We start from the raw sequence: 13,853 nt of genomic DNA on the forward strand, positions 1-13,853 counted from the left end.
CCAGTCCCCCAGGCTAACGTCTCAGGTACCCGGTTTGGTGCACGCGGGTTAAGTCTTTCGCGCTAATTCTGGTTAACGATTTCCGTCGATTGCGTCATGACGGCGGCAGGCCTGCCGCCGCCGTCAGGAACAGGGTCGGGACGATCAGTCGCGGTCCTCGACCACGCGCACCGCGCCCTTCGAGGCGCTGGTGGTCAGGGCGGCGTAGGCGCGCAACGCAGTGGTGACCTTGCGCTTGCGCGGCGCCTCCGGCTTCCAGGCCGCCTTGCCCCTCGCCTCCATCGCGGCGCGGCGGCGGGCCAGTTCCTCCGTCGAGACCATCAGCTCGATGCGCCGGCCGGGGATGTCGATCTCGACCCGGTCGCCCTCCTCGGCGAGGCCGATCGTGCCGCCCTCGGCCGCCTCAGGCGAGCAGTGGCCGATGGACAGGCCGGACGTGCCACCAGAGAAGCGTCCGTCGGTGACGAGGGCGCACGCCTTCCCGAGCCCCTTCGACTTCAGGTAGCTCGTCGGGTAGAGCATCTCCTGCATCCCGGGGCCGCCGCGCGGACCCTCGTAGCGGATCAGCACGACGTCTCCGGCCTTCACCGTTCCGCCCAGGATGCCCTCGACCGCCGCGTCCTGGCTCTCGAAGATCCGGGCCGGGCCGGCGAACTGGAGGATCGACGCGTCGACGCCCGCGGTCTTCACGATGCAGCCGTCCTCGGCGAGGTTGCCGTACAGCACGGCGAGACCGCCATCCCTGGAATAGGCGTGCTCGACGTCGCGGATCACGCCCTTCGCCCGGTCGGTGTCGAGATCGTCGTAGCGCCTGTCCTGACTGAAGGCGACCTGCGTCGGAACGCCGCCGGGCGCGGCACGGTAGAAGTCGCGGACGGTCTCGGAATTGGTGCGGCCGACGTCCCAGCGGTCCAGCGCATCGCCGAGCGTCGCGCTGTGCACGGTCGGGCAGTCGGCATGGATCAGGCCGGCCCGGTCGAGTTCGCCAAGGATCGCCATGATGCCGCCGGCGCGGTGCACGTCCTCCATGTGGACGTTGGCGACGGAGGGGGCGACCTTGCAGACCACGGGCACGCGCCGCGACAGGCGGTCGATGTCGGCCATGGTGAAGGGCACCTCGCCCTCATAGGCCGCCGCCAGGAGGTGCAGCACCGTGTTGGTCGACCCGCCCATGGCGATGTCGAGCGTCATGGCGTTCTCGAAGGCCCGGAAATTGGCGATGGACCGGGGCAGCGCGGACACGTCGTCCTGCTCGTAGTAGCGCCGCGCGAGGTCGACCGCGAGGTGGCCGGCCTCGACGAAGAGGCGGCGCCTGTCGGCGTGGGTGGCGAGCGTCGAGCCATTGCCGGGCAGCGCGAGGCCCAGCGCCTCGGTGAGGCAGTTCATCGAATTCGCCGTGAACATGCCGGAGCAGGACCCGCAGGTCGGGCAAGCCGAGCGCTCGATGGCCTTCACTTCCTCATCGGAGACACGGTCGTCCGCAGCGGCGACCATGGCGTCGATGAGGTCTGCCTTGCGGACCGTGTCCTTCCACTTCACCTTGCCGGCTTCCATCGGGCCGCCGGAGACGAAGACGCACGGAATGTTGAGCCGCAGCGCGGCCATCAGCATGCCGGGGGTGATCTTGTCGCAGTTGGAGATGCAGACCATGGCGTCGGCGCAGTGCGCGTTGACCATGTACTCCACGCTGTCGGCGATGATCTCGCGCGATGGCAGGCTGTAGAGCATGCCGTCATGGCCCATCGCGATGCCGTCGTCGACGGCGATCGTGTTGAACTCCTTGGCGACGCCGCCCGCCTTTTCGATTTCGCGCGCGACCAGCTGGCCGAGATCCTTCAGGTGCACGTGGCCGGGCACGAACTGCGTGAAGGAGTTGACGACCGCGATGATCGGCTTGCCGAAATCCTCGTCCTTCATGCCCGTGGCACGCCACAGTCCGCGGGCGCCGGCCATGTTGCGGCCATGGGTGGTGGTGCGGGAACGATAGGCGGGCATCTCTCTCCTCACGCGCGTTGGGGCCGATGCGAAAACGGCCCGCCCGGTCTCCTAGCGGAGCCGGACGAGCCGTGCAAACGTCGGCATGACGGTGAGGGAGGGATGCGCGCGGGGCGGCGCGCGTCCACCAGGGCCGGAGAGGTCCGGTGCCGGACCCCGCGTCAGCGCAGCGTCAGTGGACGCTGACAGGCAGGAGGTCGTGTTCGAAAGCGTTTGCCACCGCGGCGCTGCGGCTGTCGGTCACCATGATCGGGGTACCGTCGGCGCCGAGCAGCGCGAACAGGTTCAGGCCCGGATCGAGCTTGGGCGCCTGCGGGAAGAGCCGGTTCAGCTCCTCGGAGCGGATGGCGCGGACATAGGCGATGTGGCCTTCGCCGATGTGGGCGAGCGCCTCGGCCGAAACGATGGGCGAAGCAGCCTCAGGGGTGGCGTCGGGGATCTTGTTGGTGTCAGTCATCGCACCCTCCTTTGAGCGGAGCGAAACAGGGGAAGCAAGGCGCGCGCCACTCATCAGCCGCGTGCCGCGATATCGATCCTGCGCACGATGCGCTCTGCCTCGGGGCGAACGAGATCGATCGATAGAAGACCGTTCGCGAGATCGGCCCCCAGGACTTCGAGTCCGTCGGCCAGCAGGAACGCCCGCTGGAACTGGCGTGCCGCGATACCCCGGTGGAGGTATTGTCGATCCCGGTCCTCGGCCTGGCGCCCGCGGATCACGAGCTGGTTTTCCTCCAGCGTGATCTCGAGCTGCTCCCTGGAGAAGCCCGCGACCGCCAGCGTGATGCGCAAGCGTTCCGGTTCTTCACCATTGCGGGCGATCCGCTCGATGTTGTAGGGCGGATAGCCCTCCGAGGCGGCTTTCGCCACCCGGCCGAGGGCCCGCTCCACCTCGTCGAAGCCGAGAAGGAACGGGGACGACAAAGACGGTACGCGTGACATGTCGAAGCCCTGTCCCGAGGCACTTCGTCGAGAGGCCCGCTTTCGCAGCGCCCCCCATGGCCGTTTCCGGCCACATCGGGAATATGGCGAGGCCTCCCGCCGCCTTCAACCCCCGGTCCAAGTGAGTCCACGGCCATGACGTCCACCCCCGCGACCCTCGACATCCTCGCCATGGGCGAGCCGCTGATGGAGTTCTCCGAGGTGGAGCGTGGTGGAGAGCGCGTCTTCCTGCCGGGATTCGGGGGCGACACCTCGAATGCGGCGGTTGCCGCAGCACGCCAGGGCGCGAAGGTCGGCTACTTCACGGCGCTCGGCGGGGACGCCTTCGGTGCCGACTTCCTGGCCCTGTGGGACCGGGAGGGCGTCGATCGCTCACGTGTCGGCCTGCGCGAGGAGGCGCGCACCGGCATCTACTTCATCTCGCACGGGCCGGACGGGCACCAGTTCAGCTACTGGCGTTCCGGATCGGTCGCAAGCCTCGTGCGGCCCCGCGACGTTCCGGAAGACCTGGTGCGCGCGAGCCGGGTGCTGCATGTCTCCGGCATCAGCCAGGCGATTTCCGACACGGCCTGCGACGCCGTTTTCCATGCCATCGCCGTGGCCAAGGCGGCCGGGCGGACGGTCAGCTACGACACCAATCTCCGCCTGCGGCTGTGGCCGCTGGAGCGGGCGCGGGCCGTCATCCACGCCGCAGTCGCCCTCTCGGACATCTGCCTCCCCGGGCTCGACGACGCCCGCCAGCTCACCGGCCTCCAGACGCCGGACGAGATCGCCGCGTACTATCTCGGCCTCGGCTGCAAGGTGGTGGCCTTGACGCTGGGCAAGGACGGCACGCTCGTCGCCGTCCCCGGCGAGAGCCACATGGTGCCGGCCTATCCCGTGCAGGCGGTGGACGCGACGGGAGCGGGCGATACGTTCGACGGCGCGTTCCTGGCGGAATGGCTGAAGTCGGGCGATCCCTTTGCGGCGGCGTCCTATGCCAATGCGGCGGCGGCGCTCTCGACGTTGGGCTACGGGGCGGTGGCGCCCATCCCGCGACGCGGTGCTGTCGAAACTTTTCTGCGCGACCGCGCGTAACGGCGGAAGAGGCGGGACCGAAGAGTTCTGCAAGCGCGGCACCCGCCCGGTCCTTGCGCAGATGTGACCGGCCCGGGCCTTGCGGTATGCCGCGCCGGTGCGTTCCCTGCCACAGGTCCGGCCGGGAAGCCGCCCCGTATCGTATTCGCCGCGGGCCACGCCGATGGGCCGGATCCGCCGAGGAGAGAACCATGACGAACCGCCACCAGTTGCTGGGGTCCTCCATTCCCGCCTCGGAGATCACGCCGAAGGACATCTTCCTGAACCGCCGGCATTTCCTCGCCGGCGCCGCCGCCGCAGCGGCCCTGCCGGGCGTGCTGGCAGCATCCGGCGCCCGCGCCGAGGACGTGATCGTCAAGCTCCCGGCGGCGCGCAACCCCGCCTTCACGGTCAAGGGTGAGCCGACCCCACGCAAGATCGTGACGAGCTACAACAATTTCTACGAATTCGGCACGGGCAAGTACGATCCCGCGGCTTCCGCCTCGGCGATGAAGGTGCGCCCGTGGACGGTCGAGATCGGCGGCGAGGTGGACAAGCCCCGCACGGTCGGCATCGAGGACATCCTCAAGATGCCGCTGGAGGAGCGGGTCTACCGTTTCCGCTGCGTCGAGGCGTGGTCCATGGTGGTGCCGTGGGTGGGTGTCGAACTCAACAAGGTGCTCGCCCTCGTGCAGCCGACGAGCAAGGCGAAGTACGTGAAGTTCACCTCGGTGGTGCAGCAGGAGAACATGCCGGGCGTGCGGGCCGGCGTTCTCGACTGGCCCTATGTGGAGGGCCTGCGCATCGACGAGGCCATGCACCCGCTGGCCCTGCTCACCGTCGGCCTCTACGGCGAGACGCTGCCGAACCAGAACGGGGCACCGGTTCGCATGGTCGTGCCGTGGAAGTACGGCTTCAAGAGCGCCAAGTCGATCGTGCGCATCGACTTCGTGGAGAAGGAGCCTGTCACCTCCTGGATGGGCGCCGGGCCGAGCGAGTACGGGTTCTACTCCAACGTGAACCCGGACGTGGACCATCCGCGCTGGAGCCAGAAGCGGGAGAAGGCGCTGCCGGCGCTGTTCGCGAACACCGAGACGCTGCCCTTCAACGGCTACGCCGACCAGGTGGCGTCGCTCTACTCCGGCATGGACCTGAGGAAGAACTTCTGATGTCCGAAGCAGTCGCCCCCCTGGCAGCGCCACGCGCATCCGCGCCGAAGGCGGCAGCGGCGAAGCGGCGCGACAAGGTCGCGCTCGCCAAGCCCTTCGTGTTCCTGGCCAGCCTGTACCCGGCTGGCTGGCTCACCTGGGGCGTGCTGATGCGGCCCGAATGGCTCGGCGCGAACCCGGCCGAGACGATCCTGCACACGACGGGCGACTGGTGCCTGCACTTCCTGCTGATCACGCTGGCGGTGACGCCCTTTCGCCGGCTTAGCGGCCTGAACTGGCCGATCCGCTTCAGGCGGATGCTCGGGCTGTTCGCGTTCTTCTACGGCGTCGTGCACCTCTCTGCCTATGTCGCCTTCGACCAGTACTTCGACGTCGGAGCGATCCTGAAAGACGTGTGGAAACGGCCCTTCATCACGGTCGGCTTCGCGGCCCTGCTGCTGATGACGCCGCTGGCGGTCACCTCCACCAAGGGCTGGATCCGCCGCATGGGCGGGCAGTCCTGGAACAGGCTGCACCAGGCGATCTACGCCGTCGCCATTCTCGGCGTGGTCCACTACTGGTGGCTTGTGAAGCGCGACATCACTTGGCCGGTGATCTATGCCGCGATGCTGGCCGTGCTGCTCGGCTGGCGTGTCTGGAACAAGTTCCGGCCGAAGCAGTCCCGCCTCAAGGCAGCCCGCTCCGCCGCCTAAAGCGACTATTCAGCAGGCTTGGCCGTGCGCGGGCGCGTGGTGCGAAACTGCCCGTGCTCGACGGCCACGACGAAAACGGCGGCCATGGCGAGCCCGATCAGCCACCAGGACTGGGTGAGGCCCAGCCCGAGCGCGGCCATGGAGAAGCCGACCGTCACGGTCATCAGGGCGCCCGGCGCAACGGCCGCGCTGAGCTTGCCCGCCGCGTGCGCGGCAAGGCCGACGAGGATGGCCACCGAGACTGCGCCGAGCACGCCGAGTTCGAACCACGCGTCGAACATCAGCCCGTTCGGCATGGACTGCGGCACCATCCCGGCGGCCTTGGCGCGCAGCGCGGTCTCCAGGCCATGGCCGGTGATCAGGCGCAGGGGATCGTCGGAGACCGTGCGGCACCAGGCGCGGATCGTCTCGACGCGCGGATCATATGCACCGAGGACGAGCTTCGCGGCGGGGCGCAGCAGGAACGGCAGCAGCGGTGCCAGCACCATCAGGGCCGGCATGGCCACGACGCAGACCAGCCGGGCCCGCTTCAGGTCCGCGCTGGCATAGGCGAAGACGATGGCGCCCAGGATCAGCGAGACCAGCGGCTCCCAGGCGCGGTCGACGATCAGCCCCGTCGTGACCAGGGCGATCAGCAGCGCCCCTGAGACGAGGCGCCCGCGTGACACCAGCCACGTCATGCCCGTGGGCGCCACCAGAGCGACGAGCAGCAACCCACGGTCGGCGAACCAGTCGTCCCCGGCCGCCTTCGGCCCAAGGCCGAGCACGAGCACGAGCGCCGCGATGGCCGCCAGCGCACAGCCGATCGGCAACAGATAAAGGTTGGACGCCCGCATGCGCTGAGGCACTGCGGCCGCCGCGGCCAGGCCGACGATCCCCATGCCGATGATATTGACGATCCTGTCCAGCGCCTCGGACGGGAACGGCGCCCAGAGCAGCGACAAGGTTGCCCAGAACACGAGGAAAGCCGCCACCGCGCCACCGAGCGTCCCGACCGATCGGCGCAGCGAAGACAGGGGCTCCTGGCCCTCGCTCTCCAGCACGGCGGCGAGCACCATCAGCGCGATGCCGATCGGTGCGACGATCACCAGCCCGCGGCGCGATGTCACTGCCAGCAGGGGCGCGGCCACGGCGAGAAGAAAGAAGCCGAGACGGCGCAACAAGCCGGCCGCGTCGAGCGCGGGGTTGGCTGTCGTGCGGGCGAAGCGGGCCATCGGCATGCGTAACCGGAGCGTCCGGGACGCCGGACTCCTTTGCACCTTAGCGAGGCGCGAGGCACGTCGCTGTAGGCATGCGGCAACACTGCACCTGCGAAATGCCCCGCTTTGCGCTCTTTTCCCGCTGGCAGGGCGGCGCTTTCGCGGCTTCGGTTCGCCGATCCGGGGCGTTACAGTGATGGGGCGTCAAGGGTTGGGAGCGTGAGATGGGCGGCGCTGCTCAGAAGCCGGAGGCGGGCCTTCTCCCCGTCGATCTCGTGCGGGCCGGCCTCCTCGCCCTCGCCGATCCCGTGCGCGGCGAGGAGACCGTGCCCTTGCGCGCGGCGGCGGGCCGGGTCCTTGCGCGCCCGGCGATCGCTGCCTCCGCGTTTCCCGCCTTCGACCATGCCGCCATGGACGGGTGGGCCCTGTCCCTGCCGGCGTCCGGGACAACGTTCCGGATCGTCGGGCGCGTGGCCGCAGGCGCGGGGGCACCGCGACGGCTCGCTCCCGGGGAGGCGCTGCGGATCTTCACGGGAGCGCCGATCCCGGAGGGCGCCGATGCCGTGCTGCGGCAGGAGGATGCCGAGGCTGCCGGGGATGTGGTGCTGCCCTCGGTCTTGCCGCAGCCCGGCCAGCATGTCAGGCGGGCGGGCGAGGATGTGGCCCGCGACTCAGCCCTTCTCACTGCCGGAACTCTTCTCGACGCGCGCCACCTCGCCCTTCTGGCAGCGGTCGGTTCGGCGGAGGTCACGGTGCGCCGGCGCGTCCGCATTGCGGTGCTGTCGACCGGGACCGAGCTCGTGGAAGCCGGCAGCGAGCGCAGCGGGAGCGGCATCTACGACGCCAACCGGCCCATGCTGCTCGCCCTGCTTCAGTCCCCGTGGGCCGACGTCGCGGACCACGGCATCGTCCCGGACGATCCGACGAGCCTCGCCGCGTGCCTCTCGGCTGCCGCGAGCGGCGTCGACTTGGTGGTGACGACCGGGGGAACCTCCGTCGGAGAGGAAGATCATCTCGTCGCCGCCGTCCGGGCGGCGGGCGGCAACGCGGTCGTGACGCGCATGGCGGTCAAGCCCGGCAAGCCCGCAGTCTTCGGCACGTTCGGCAGCACGCTTCTGTGCGGGCTCCCCGGCAACCCTTTCGCAGCGCTGGTCTCGGCCGTGCTGTTCTCGCGCCCCGTTGCCGAGAGCCTGGCCGGACGGCCCGCGCTTCCGCTGGCGCCCATTCCGGCACGGTCGGGCTTCTCGCACCACCACGCGCCGGGACGGCTCGAATTCATCCCTGCCAGCGTTCAGGGTTACCTCGACGGCGGTGCCCCCGTGCTGGCTCGCCTGGGCGGTGGTGCGGCCCGGCTGCGGCCCCTGGTGGAATCGGACGGCCTGGCCGTCATCTCCCCTTTCCATGGAGACGTGGCGTCCGGCGGCGAGATCGGTTTCCTGCCCTTCGTGGGCGGCCTGTTCTCCTGAAGGGCCCTCCTCACCCGAGCGACGCGATGTAGGCCCGCCAGCCGCCGAATTCGCTGACGTCTTCCGCGTCGCGTACGGCCACCGGCTCACACAGGAAGCCCTTGGGCCGGGTGCCGTCGGCCAGCCGCAGCGTGCCGATGCCGAGCGGCGCGGGAATGCCGGAGACGAAGCGGCCGAACGCATCCGGCGTCAGGGCCCAGACCTCCGTTGCGATGGACGCGCCCTGCCCCTCCGCGACCCGGATCAGCCCCGGACGGCGCGGCGGTCCGCCCGGCAAGGCATAGAGGGTGTAGCTCGGCTCGGTGTCGACGGCGCGCAGGAAACGCGCGCCTAGGCTGCGGAGCTCGTGATTCAGCGGCAGGCCGGAGAGATGGGCACCGACGACGACAAGCTCGATCTCGTCGGGCAACGCGGCCGGAACCGGCTTGGATGACGGCCCGGGCATGACGCCCGTCGCGCCGAGCGGCAGCCCAGCCGCGGCCACCACGGCACGTCCGAGCGAGGCGAGCCGGCCGTCGGCTCCGCGCGGTCCGATGAGCGTCGTGCCTGCGGGGAAGCCGTCCTGCCGGAACGGTCCCGGTACCGCCAGGGCGGAGAGGTCGAGCAGGTTGACGAAATTCGTATAGACGCCGAGCAGCGAGTTCGGGCCGACCGGATCGTCCCGAAGTTCCGCGACGCTCACCGGGCGCGGGATGCTGGGCACGACGAGCGCGTCGATGCCCCTCCAGACCGGTGACGTGATCCTCCGCAGGTCCGCAAGGCGGTACTGCGCGTCGAACGCGTCGGCGGCCGAGAACTTCGTGGCGCCCTCGATAATGCGGCGCGTGACCGGATGCATGTCGCCGGGCCGCTCTTCCATGAACGGACGGACGGCGGCGTATCGCTCGGCGACGTAGGCGCCCTCGTAGAGGATCCTGGCCGCCTCGAAGAAAGGCTGCATGTCGATCTCGACCAGCCGTGCGCCGAGGACGGTGTAAAGCGCGAGCGCGGCATCCCAGGCCTTCTCCGACTGCGGGTCCCCGCCAAAGACGAGCTGGTCGCGGCTGGGAATGCCGAGGACGGGGCTTTTGGGCGCAGGACCGGGCCGCGCCATGGCGATCGGCCGGGAGAAAGGATCTGCGGCTTCGGGGCCCGCCATCACCGAGAACGCGGCCCAGGCGTCGTCGACCGTCAGCGCGAAGACCGACACGACGTCGAGCGTGCGGCAGGCGGGCACGACGCCAAGCGTCGGCACGGCGCCGACACTCGGCTTCAGGCCTACGAGGTTGTTGAGCGCCGCCGGCACGCGGCCCGATCCGGCGGTGTCCGTGCCGAGCGCGAAGGAGACGATGCCGCGCGCCACCGCGACGGCCGAGCCGGACGACGAGCCACCCGGGACGATGCCGGGGTCGAAGGTGTTGCGTGGGACGGGATAGGGGCTGCGCACGCCGACGAGGCCGGTCGCGAACTGGTCGAGATTGGTCTTCCCCACCAGAAGAGCGCCAGCCGCCAGGAGGCGCTGGACGGCTGAAGCAGTCTGCTCCGGCGTATAGGCGAAGGCCGGGCAGGCAGCCGTCGTCGGCAGTCCGGCGACATCGATGTTGTCCTTGACCGCGAAGGGGATCCCCCACAGCGGGAAAACCTTTGGATCGAAGGGCGGCAGGGCCGCTGCATCGGCCATGAGCTCCGGAAGGCCGCGCAGCGCGATGAAGATGCCGGGATCGCCGGCGGCTTCGATCCGCGCGTGGATCTCCCGGGCCACGGTCGCGGGCGAAAGTCCTCCCGCATAGGCTGCATGCAGGGCGGCGATATCGAAGCTCGGGGTCATGAAGGTCTCCGCAGTCGCGGCGGAGGATGCAACGCGTGGACCAGCGCCGCCAACCCCCGGCAGCGCGTCTCTCCCGCAAGGCGCAAGCCGGGCAGACGGCGCAAGCTGAACTGTTCTGCTCAGATTTTAGGCGCCTGATTAACCGCTGCCCGGAATCCCGGCGGAGGCGCGGCCATATCCCGGGCGGCAGGCTGGCACGGGGGTTGCGAAGCGTAACCCGGAGGGGGCGTCCGGGAGGGGCGCCCGTTTGAGGAGAACGGTTGCATGTTCCGCCATGACATAACCCGCCGCGGCCTGTTGAAGGGGACGGCCGCCGGCGCCGTGGGCCTGAGCCTCGGAGGTCTGCCGACGATCGCCCGCGCCGCGGAGACGACGATCGGCATCATCTATGTCGGCCCGCGCGACGACTTCGGCTGGAACCAGGCGCACGCGGTGGCCGCGGCCGCGCTGAAGGCGGCGCCCGGCGTCAAGGTCGTCGAGGAGGAGAACGTTCCGGAGACCGTGGCTGTCCAGAAGACCATGGAGTCGATGATCCAGCTGGACGGCGCCAAGCTGATTTTCGCGACGTCGTTCGGCTACTTCGACCCCCACATGCTGGAGATGGCCAAGAAGTACCCCAACGTCGAGTTCCGCCATGCCATCGGCCTGTGGAACAAGGACAAGCACCCCATGAACGCGGGGTCCTATTACGCCTACCTGCATCAGGCGCACTACATCGACGGCATCGCCGCCGGCCTCGCCACCAAGAGCAACAAGCTCGGCTTCATCGCCGCCAAGCCGATCCCCTCGGTGCTCACCAACATCAACGCCTTCACCATGGGCGTGCGGAAGGTGAACCCGAACGCCACCGTCCAGCTCATCATCACCGGCGACTGGTCGCTCCCGGTCCGCGAGGCTGAGGCGACGAACGCGCTGGCCGACAGCGGCGCCGACGTCATCACCTGCCATGTCGACAGCCCCAAGGTCGTCATCGAGACGGCCGAGAAGCGCGGCATCAAGACCTGCGGCCACAACGCGTCGCAGGCTCCGCTGGCGCCAAAGGGCTTCATCACCGGCGCCGAGTACAAGTGGGAAACGATCTACAAGTCCTTCGCCGACCTCATCGCGAAGGGCCAGAAGCTGCCGAACTTCGAGCGCGGCGGCTTCGACAAGGACTATGTCCAGAGCACGCCCTACGGCGCCGGTGCCACCGAGGAGGGCAAGAAGGCCGCCGACGCGGCGCGCGCCGACCTCAAGGCCAACAAGCCCTACGTGATCGGCCCCGTGAAGGACAACAAGGGCAACGAGGTCGTGCCTGCCGGCAAGGCGGTCGACAATTACGACGTGTTCCTCGAGACGACCAACTATCTCGTCGAGGGCGTCGCGGGCTCCCTGACCTGACCACCGGACTGCGCCGGTCCCTGGCGACGGGGGCCGGCGCAGGCACCCTGCCCTTCTCGCGAGGCGCAGCCTTGTCCGCTTCCACCCCGAGGAGATGCCGATGACGGATACCGCCACCCAGGGCGTTCCGGCGGCCGGGTCCGCCGGCATGGGCAGCGACCTTCTCGACCGGCTTCGCAGCGGATCGGAATACGTCGCGATCCCGCTCTTCGCGGTCATCGTGTCCTGCCTGCTGTTCTCGCTGTTCCTGCTCGGGCTGGGGAAATCTCCGGCACAGTTCTTCCAGCTGCTCTGGCAGGGCGGCTTCGGCACCTCCTTCTCGTGGCAGAACACGCTGCTGCGCTCCGCCCCGCTGATCCTCACCGCCCTGTGCGTGGCGCTGCCGGCCCGCGCTGGCCTCGTGATCATCGGCGGCGAGGGCGCACTGGTGCTTGGCGGGCTTGCCGCCGCCGTGGTGCCGCTGCCCTTCGGCGGGCTCCTGCCGCCGATCGTGATCATCCCGATGATGGCTCTAGCGGCCCTGGCGGCGGGCGGTGCCTGGATCGGGATCGTCGGATGGCTGCGCCACTCGCGCGGCGTCAACGAGACGATCGCCAGCCTGCTGATGTCCTACATCGCCATCGCGATCATGAACTTCCTCGTGGAAGGCGTGCTGCGCGACCCAGCCTCGGCCAACAAGCCCTCCACGGCCAATATCGGGGAAGCCAACATGGTCGGCCCGATCCCGGGCACGGACGTGCACTGGGGGCTCGTCGTCGGCATCGTCATGGCGCTGGTGCTGGGCGTCCTGATCAGCCGCACGACCTACGGCTTCGCCCTGCGGGTCACAGGGGGCAACGTTCGCGCGGCGCGGGCGCAGGGCCTGCCGGTGGGCACCCTGCTGGTTTCCTGCTGCGTCATCGCCGGCGCCATGGCAGGGCTCGCCGGCTTCTTCGAGGTCGCCGCCATTCATGGCAAGGCCAACGCCTCACTGGTGGCCGGCTACGGCTTCACGGGAATCCTCGTCGCCTTCCTCGCGCGGCATAATCCGTTCGCCATCGTGCCCGTCGCCATCCTCTTCGGCGGCATCGCCGCAGCCGGCGGGCTGATCCAGCGCCGCATGGGCCTGCCGGACGCCAGCGTGCTCGTCTTCCAGAGCCTCATCTTCCTCGTCCTGCTCGTCAGCGAGACGATGTATGGGCGCTTTTCCTTCTTCGCGGCGCGGCGGGAGGCCGACAGGACATGAGCGGCGACTCGGCACTCCTGACGGTCCTTCTCGCCATGGTCGGCGGCGCCATTCGCGTCTCCACGCCGTTCCTCTTCGTTTCGCTCGGGGAATGCCTCACCGAGAAGTCGGGACGCATCAATCTCGGCCTGGAGGGCACGCTCGTCTTTGGGGCGATGTCGGCCTACGCCGTGTCCTACCTCACCGGGTCGCCCTGGCTGGGCGTGCTGGTGGCAGGGCTCGCCGGGGCGGCGCTGGGCGCCATCCACGGCTATGTCTGCCGCCTGCCGCGCGTCAACGATGTCGCCATCGGCATCGCGATGATGAGCTTCGGCCTGGGGCTCGCCTTCTTCTTCGGCAAGGCCTTCATCCAGCCGCAGGCGCCTCGCCTGCCGTCCATCCCGCTCGGCGACTGGACGGGGAATCCGGCGGTGGCCACGGCGCTCAGCATCAACCCGCTGTTCTTCGTCGGCATCGCGCTGGCACTCGGCATGGGCTGGGCCTTCCGCAACACGCGGCTCGGCCTCGTCGTGCGAACCACCGGAGACAGCGCTCCGGCGGCTCGGGCCATGGGCATCAATGTCGACCTCGTCCGCCTGCTCTCGACGACGGCGGGCGGCTTCCTCGCCGGTGTCGGCGGCTCCTTCCTCTCGCTCTACTACCCGGGCTCCTGGAACGAGGGCCTGTCCTCAGGGCAGGGCCTGATGGCGGTCGCACTCGTCATCTTCGCGCGCTGGGATCCGGTGCGCTGCTTCCTTGCGGCCCTGATGTTCGGCGCCGCCGGAGCGCTCGGGCCGGCGCTGCAGTCCGTCGGCATCACGCAGGGCTACTACTTCTTCAACGCGGCACCCTACATCGTCACGCTCTTCATCATGATCGCCTCGTCCTCGACGAAGCGGGCGTTCGCCAACGCCCCCGGCGAGCTGGCGCTGACGCGATAGGGCCA

Annotated in this window: 12 protein-coding genes; 7 read left to right on the forward strand and 5 right to left on the reverse strand. The window is 69.4% G+C overall.

Going from position 1 to position 13,853, the window contains the following annotated elements:
• Positions 1–144: 144 nt before the first annotated feature.
• The 3 genes from ilvD to AC5JCN_RS11205 form a co-directional block, all read right to left on the reverse strand.
• The gene (ilvD, locus tag AC5JCN_RS11195; RefSeq protein WP_495755139.1) at positions 145–1,995 is read right to left on the reverse strand and encodes a dihydroxy-acid dehydratase; all 1,851 of its coding nucleotides are present in this window, start codon (positions 1,993–1,995) and stop codon (positions 145–147) included.
• Between the two features lie 172 nt (positions 1,996–2,167).
• Positions 2,168–2,452, reverse strand: coding sequence for a BQ00720 family protein (locus tag AC5JCN_RS11200; RefSeq protein ID WP_495755140.1), 285 nt, complete (start codon positions 2,450–2,452; stop codon positions 2,168–2,170).
• A 53-nt stretch (positions 2,453–2,505) separates the two neighbouring features.
• The gene (locus AC5JCN_RS11205) at positions 2,506–2,934 is read right to left on the reverse strand and encodes an Hsp20 family protein (RefSeq protein WP_495755141.1); all 429 of its coding nucleotides are present in this window, start codon (positions 2,932–2,934) and stop codon (positions 2,506–2,508) included.
• Positions 2,935–3,069: 135 nt separating this feature from the next.
• Between AC5JCN_RS11205 and AC5JCN_RS11210 the strand changes: the two genes are divergently transcribed.
• The 3 genes from AC5JCN_RS11210 to msrQ all read left to right on the forward strand — a co-directional run bounded on the left by AC5JCN_RS11210 (position 3,070) and on the right by msrQ (position 5,851).
• On the forward strand, positions 3,070–4,011 hold the full coding sequence (locus AC5JCN_RS11210; RefSeq protein ID WP_495755142.1) for a sugar kinase: 942 nt from the start codon (positions 3,070–3,072) through the stop codon (positions 4,009–4,011).
• Positions 4,012–4,202: 191 nt separating this feature from the next.
• On the forward strand, positions 4,203–5,159 hold the full coding sequence (gene msrP / locus AC5JCN_RS11215; RefSeq protein ID WP_495755143.1) for a protein-methionine-sulfoxide reductase catalytic subunit MsrP: 957 nt from the start codon (positions 4,203–4,205) through the stop codon (positions 5,157–5,159).
• The gene (gene msrQ, locus AC5JCN_RS11220; protein ID WP_495755144.1) at positions 5,159–5,851 is read left to right on the forward strand and encodes a protein-methionine-sulfoxide reductase heme-binding subunit MsrQ; all 693 of its coding nucleotides are present in this window, start codon (positions 5,159–5,161) and stop codon (positions 5,849–5,851) included. Before msrP ends, msrQ begins: the two co-directional genes overlap by 1 nt.
• Positions 5,852–5,856: 5 nt before the next feature.
• Here the strand turns inward: msrQ and AC5JCN_RS11225 are convergent, their stop codons facing one another.
• Entirely contained in the window at positions 5,857–7,071 is a 1,215-nt protein-coding gene (locus AC5JCN_RS11225; RefSeq protein WP_495755145.1) for a peptide ABC transporter permease, read from the reverse strand.
• A gap of 203 nt (positions 7,072–7,274) precedes the next feature.
• Between AC5JCN_RS11225 and AC5JCN_RS11230 the strand changes: the two genes are divergently transcribed.
• On the forward strand, positions 7,275–8,516 hold the full coding sequence (locus tag AC5JCN_RS11230) for a molybdopterin molybdotransferase MoeA (protein ID WP_495755146.1): 1,242 nt from the start codon (positions 7,275–7,277) through the stop codon (positions 8,514–8,516).
• Between the two features lie 10 nt (positions 8,517–8,526).
• Here AC5JCN_RS11230 and atzF read toward each other — a convergent pair whose 3' ends face one another.
• On the reverse strand, positions 8,527–10,323 hold the full coding sequence (gene atzF, locus AC5JCN_RS11235) for an allophanate hydrolase (protein ID WP_495755147.1): 1,797 nt from the start codon (positions 10,321–10,323) through the stop codon (positions 8,527–8,529).
• A 264-nt stretch (positions 10,324–10,587) separates the two neighbouring features.
• Here atzF and AC5JCN_RS11240 point away from each other — a divergent pair, with 264 nt between their 5' ends.
• The 3 genes from AC5JCN_RS11240 to AC5JCN_RS11250 all read left to right on the forward strand — a co-directional run bounded on the left by AC5JCN_RS11240 (position 10,588) and on the right by AC5JCN_RS11250 (position 13,848).
• A complete protein-coding gene (locus AC5JCN_RS11240; protein ID WP_495755148.1) occupies positions 10,588–11,703 on the forward strand; it encodes a BMP family ABC transporter substrate-binding protein in 1,116 nt (371 codons plus the stop codon).
• 100 nt (positions 11,704–11,803) lie between these two features.
• The gene (locus tag AC5JCN_RS11245; protein ID WP_495755149.1) at positions 11,804–12,928 is read left to right on the forward strand and encodes an ABC transporter permease; all 1,125 of its coding nucleotides are present in this window, start codon (positions 11,804–11,806) and stop codon (positions 12,926–12,928) included.
• Positions 12,925–13,848, forward strand: a complete 924-nt coding sequence (locus AC5JCN_RS11250) for an ABC transporter permease (protein WP_495755150.1) — start codon at positions 12,925–12,927, stop codon at positions 13,846–13,848. Before AC5JCN_RS11245 ends, AC5JCN_RS11250 begins: the two co-directional genes overlap by 4 nt.
• Positions 13,849–13,853: the final 5 nt, after the last annotated feature.

The organism is Alsobacter sp. (assembly GCF_059501845.1).

Bases quoted from the DNA above. Each gene is read 5' to 3' on its own strand.
- ilvD (WP_495755139.1), bottom strand. From the start codon at position 1,995: ATGCCCGCCTATCGTTCCCGCACCACCACCCATGGCCGCAACATGGCC.
- AC5JCN_RS11200 (WP_495755140.1), bottom strand. From the start codon at position 2,452: ATGACTGACACCAACAAGATCCCCGACGCCACCCCTGAGGCTGCTTCG.
- AC5JCN_RS11205 (WP_495755141.1), bottom strand. From the start codon at position 2,934: ATGTCACGCGTACCGTCTTTGTCGTCCCCGTTCCTTCTCGGCTTCGAC.
- AC5JCN_RS11210 (WP_495755142.1), top strand. From the start codon at position 3,070: ATGACGTCCACCCCCGCGACCCTCGACATCCTCGCCATGGGCGAGCCG.
- msrP (WP_495755143.1), top strand. From the start codon at position 4,203: ATGACGAACCGCCACCAGTTGCTGGGGTCCTCCATTCCCGCCTCGGAG.
- msrQ (WP_495755144.1), top strand. From the start codon at position 5,159: ATGTCCGAAGCAGTCGCCCCCCTGGCAGCGCCACGCGCATCCGCGCCG.
- AC5JCN_RS11225 (WP_495755145.1), bottom strand. From the start codon at position 7,071: ATGCCGATGGCCCGCTTCGCCCGCACGACAGCCAACCCCGCGCTCGAC.
- AC5JCN_RS11230 (WP_495755146.1), top strand. From the start codon at position 7,275: ATGGGCGGCGCTGCTCAGAAGCCGGAGGCGGGCCTTCTCCCCGTCGAT.
- atzF (WP_495755147.1), bottom strand. From the start codon at position 10,323: ATGACCCCGAGCTTCGATATCGCCGCCCTGCATGCAGCCTATGCGGGA.
- AC5JCN_RS11240 (WP_495755148.1), top strand. From the start codon at position 10,588: ATGTTCCGCCATGACATAACCCGCCGCGGCCTGTTGAAGGGGACGGCC.
- AC5JCN_RS11245 (WP_495755149.1), top strand. From the start codon at position 11,804: ATGACGGATACCGCCACCCAGGGCGTTCCGGCGGCCGGGTCCGCCGGC.
- AC5JCN_RS11250 (WP_495755150.1), top strand. From the start codon at position 12,925: ATGAGCGGCGACTCGGCACTCCTGACGGTCCTTCTCGCCATGGTCGGC.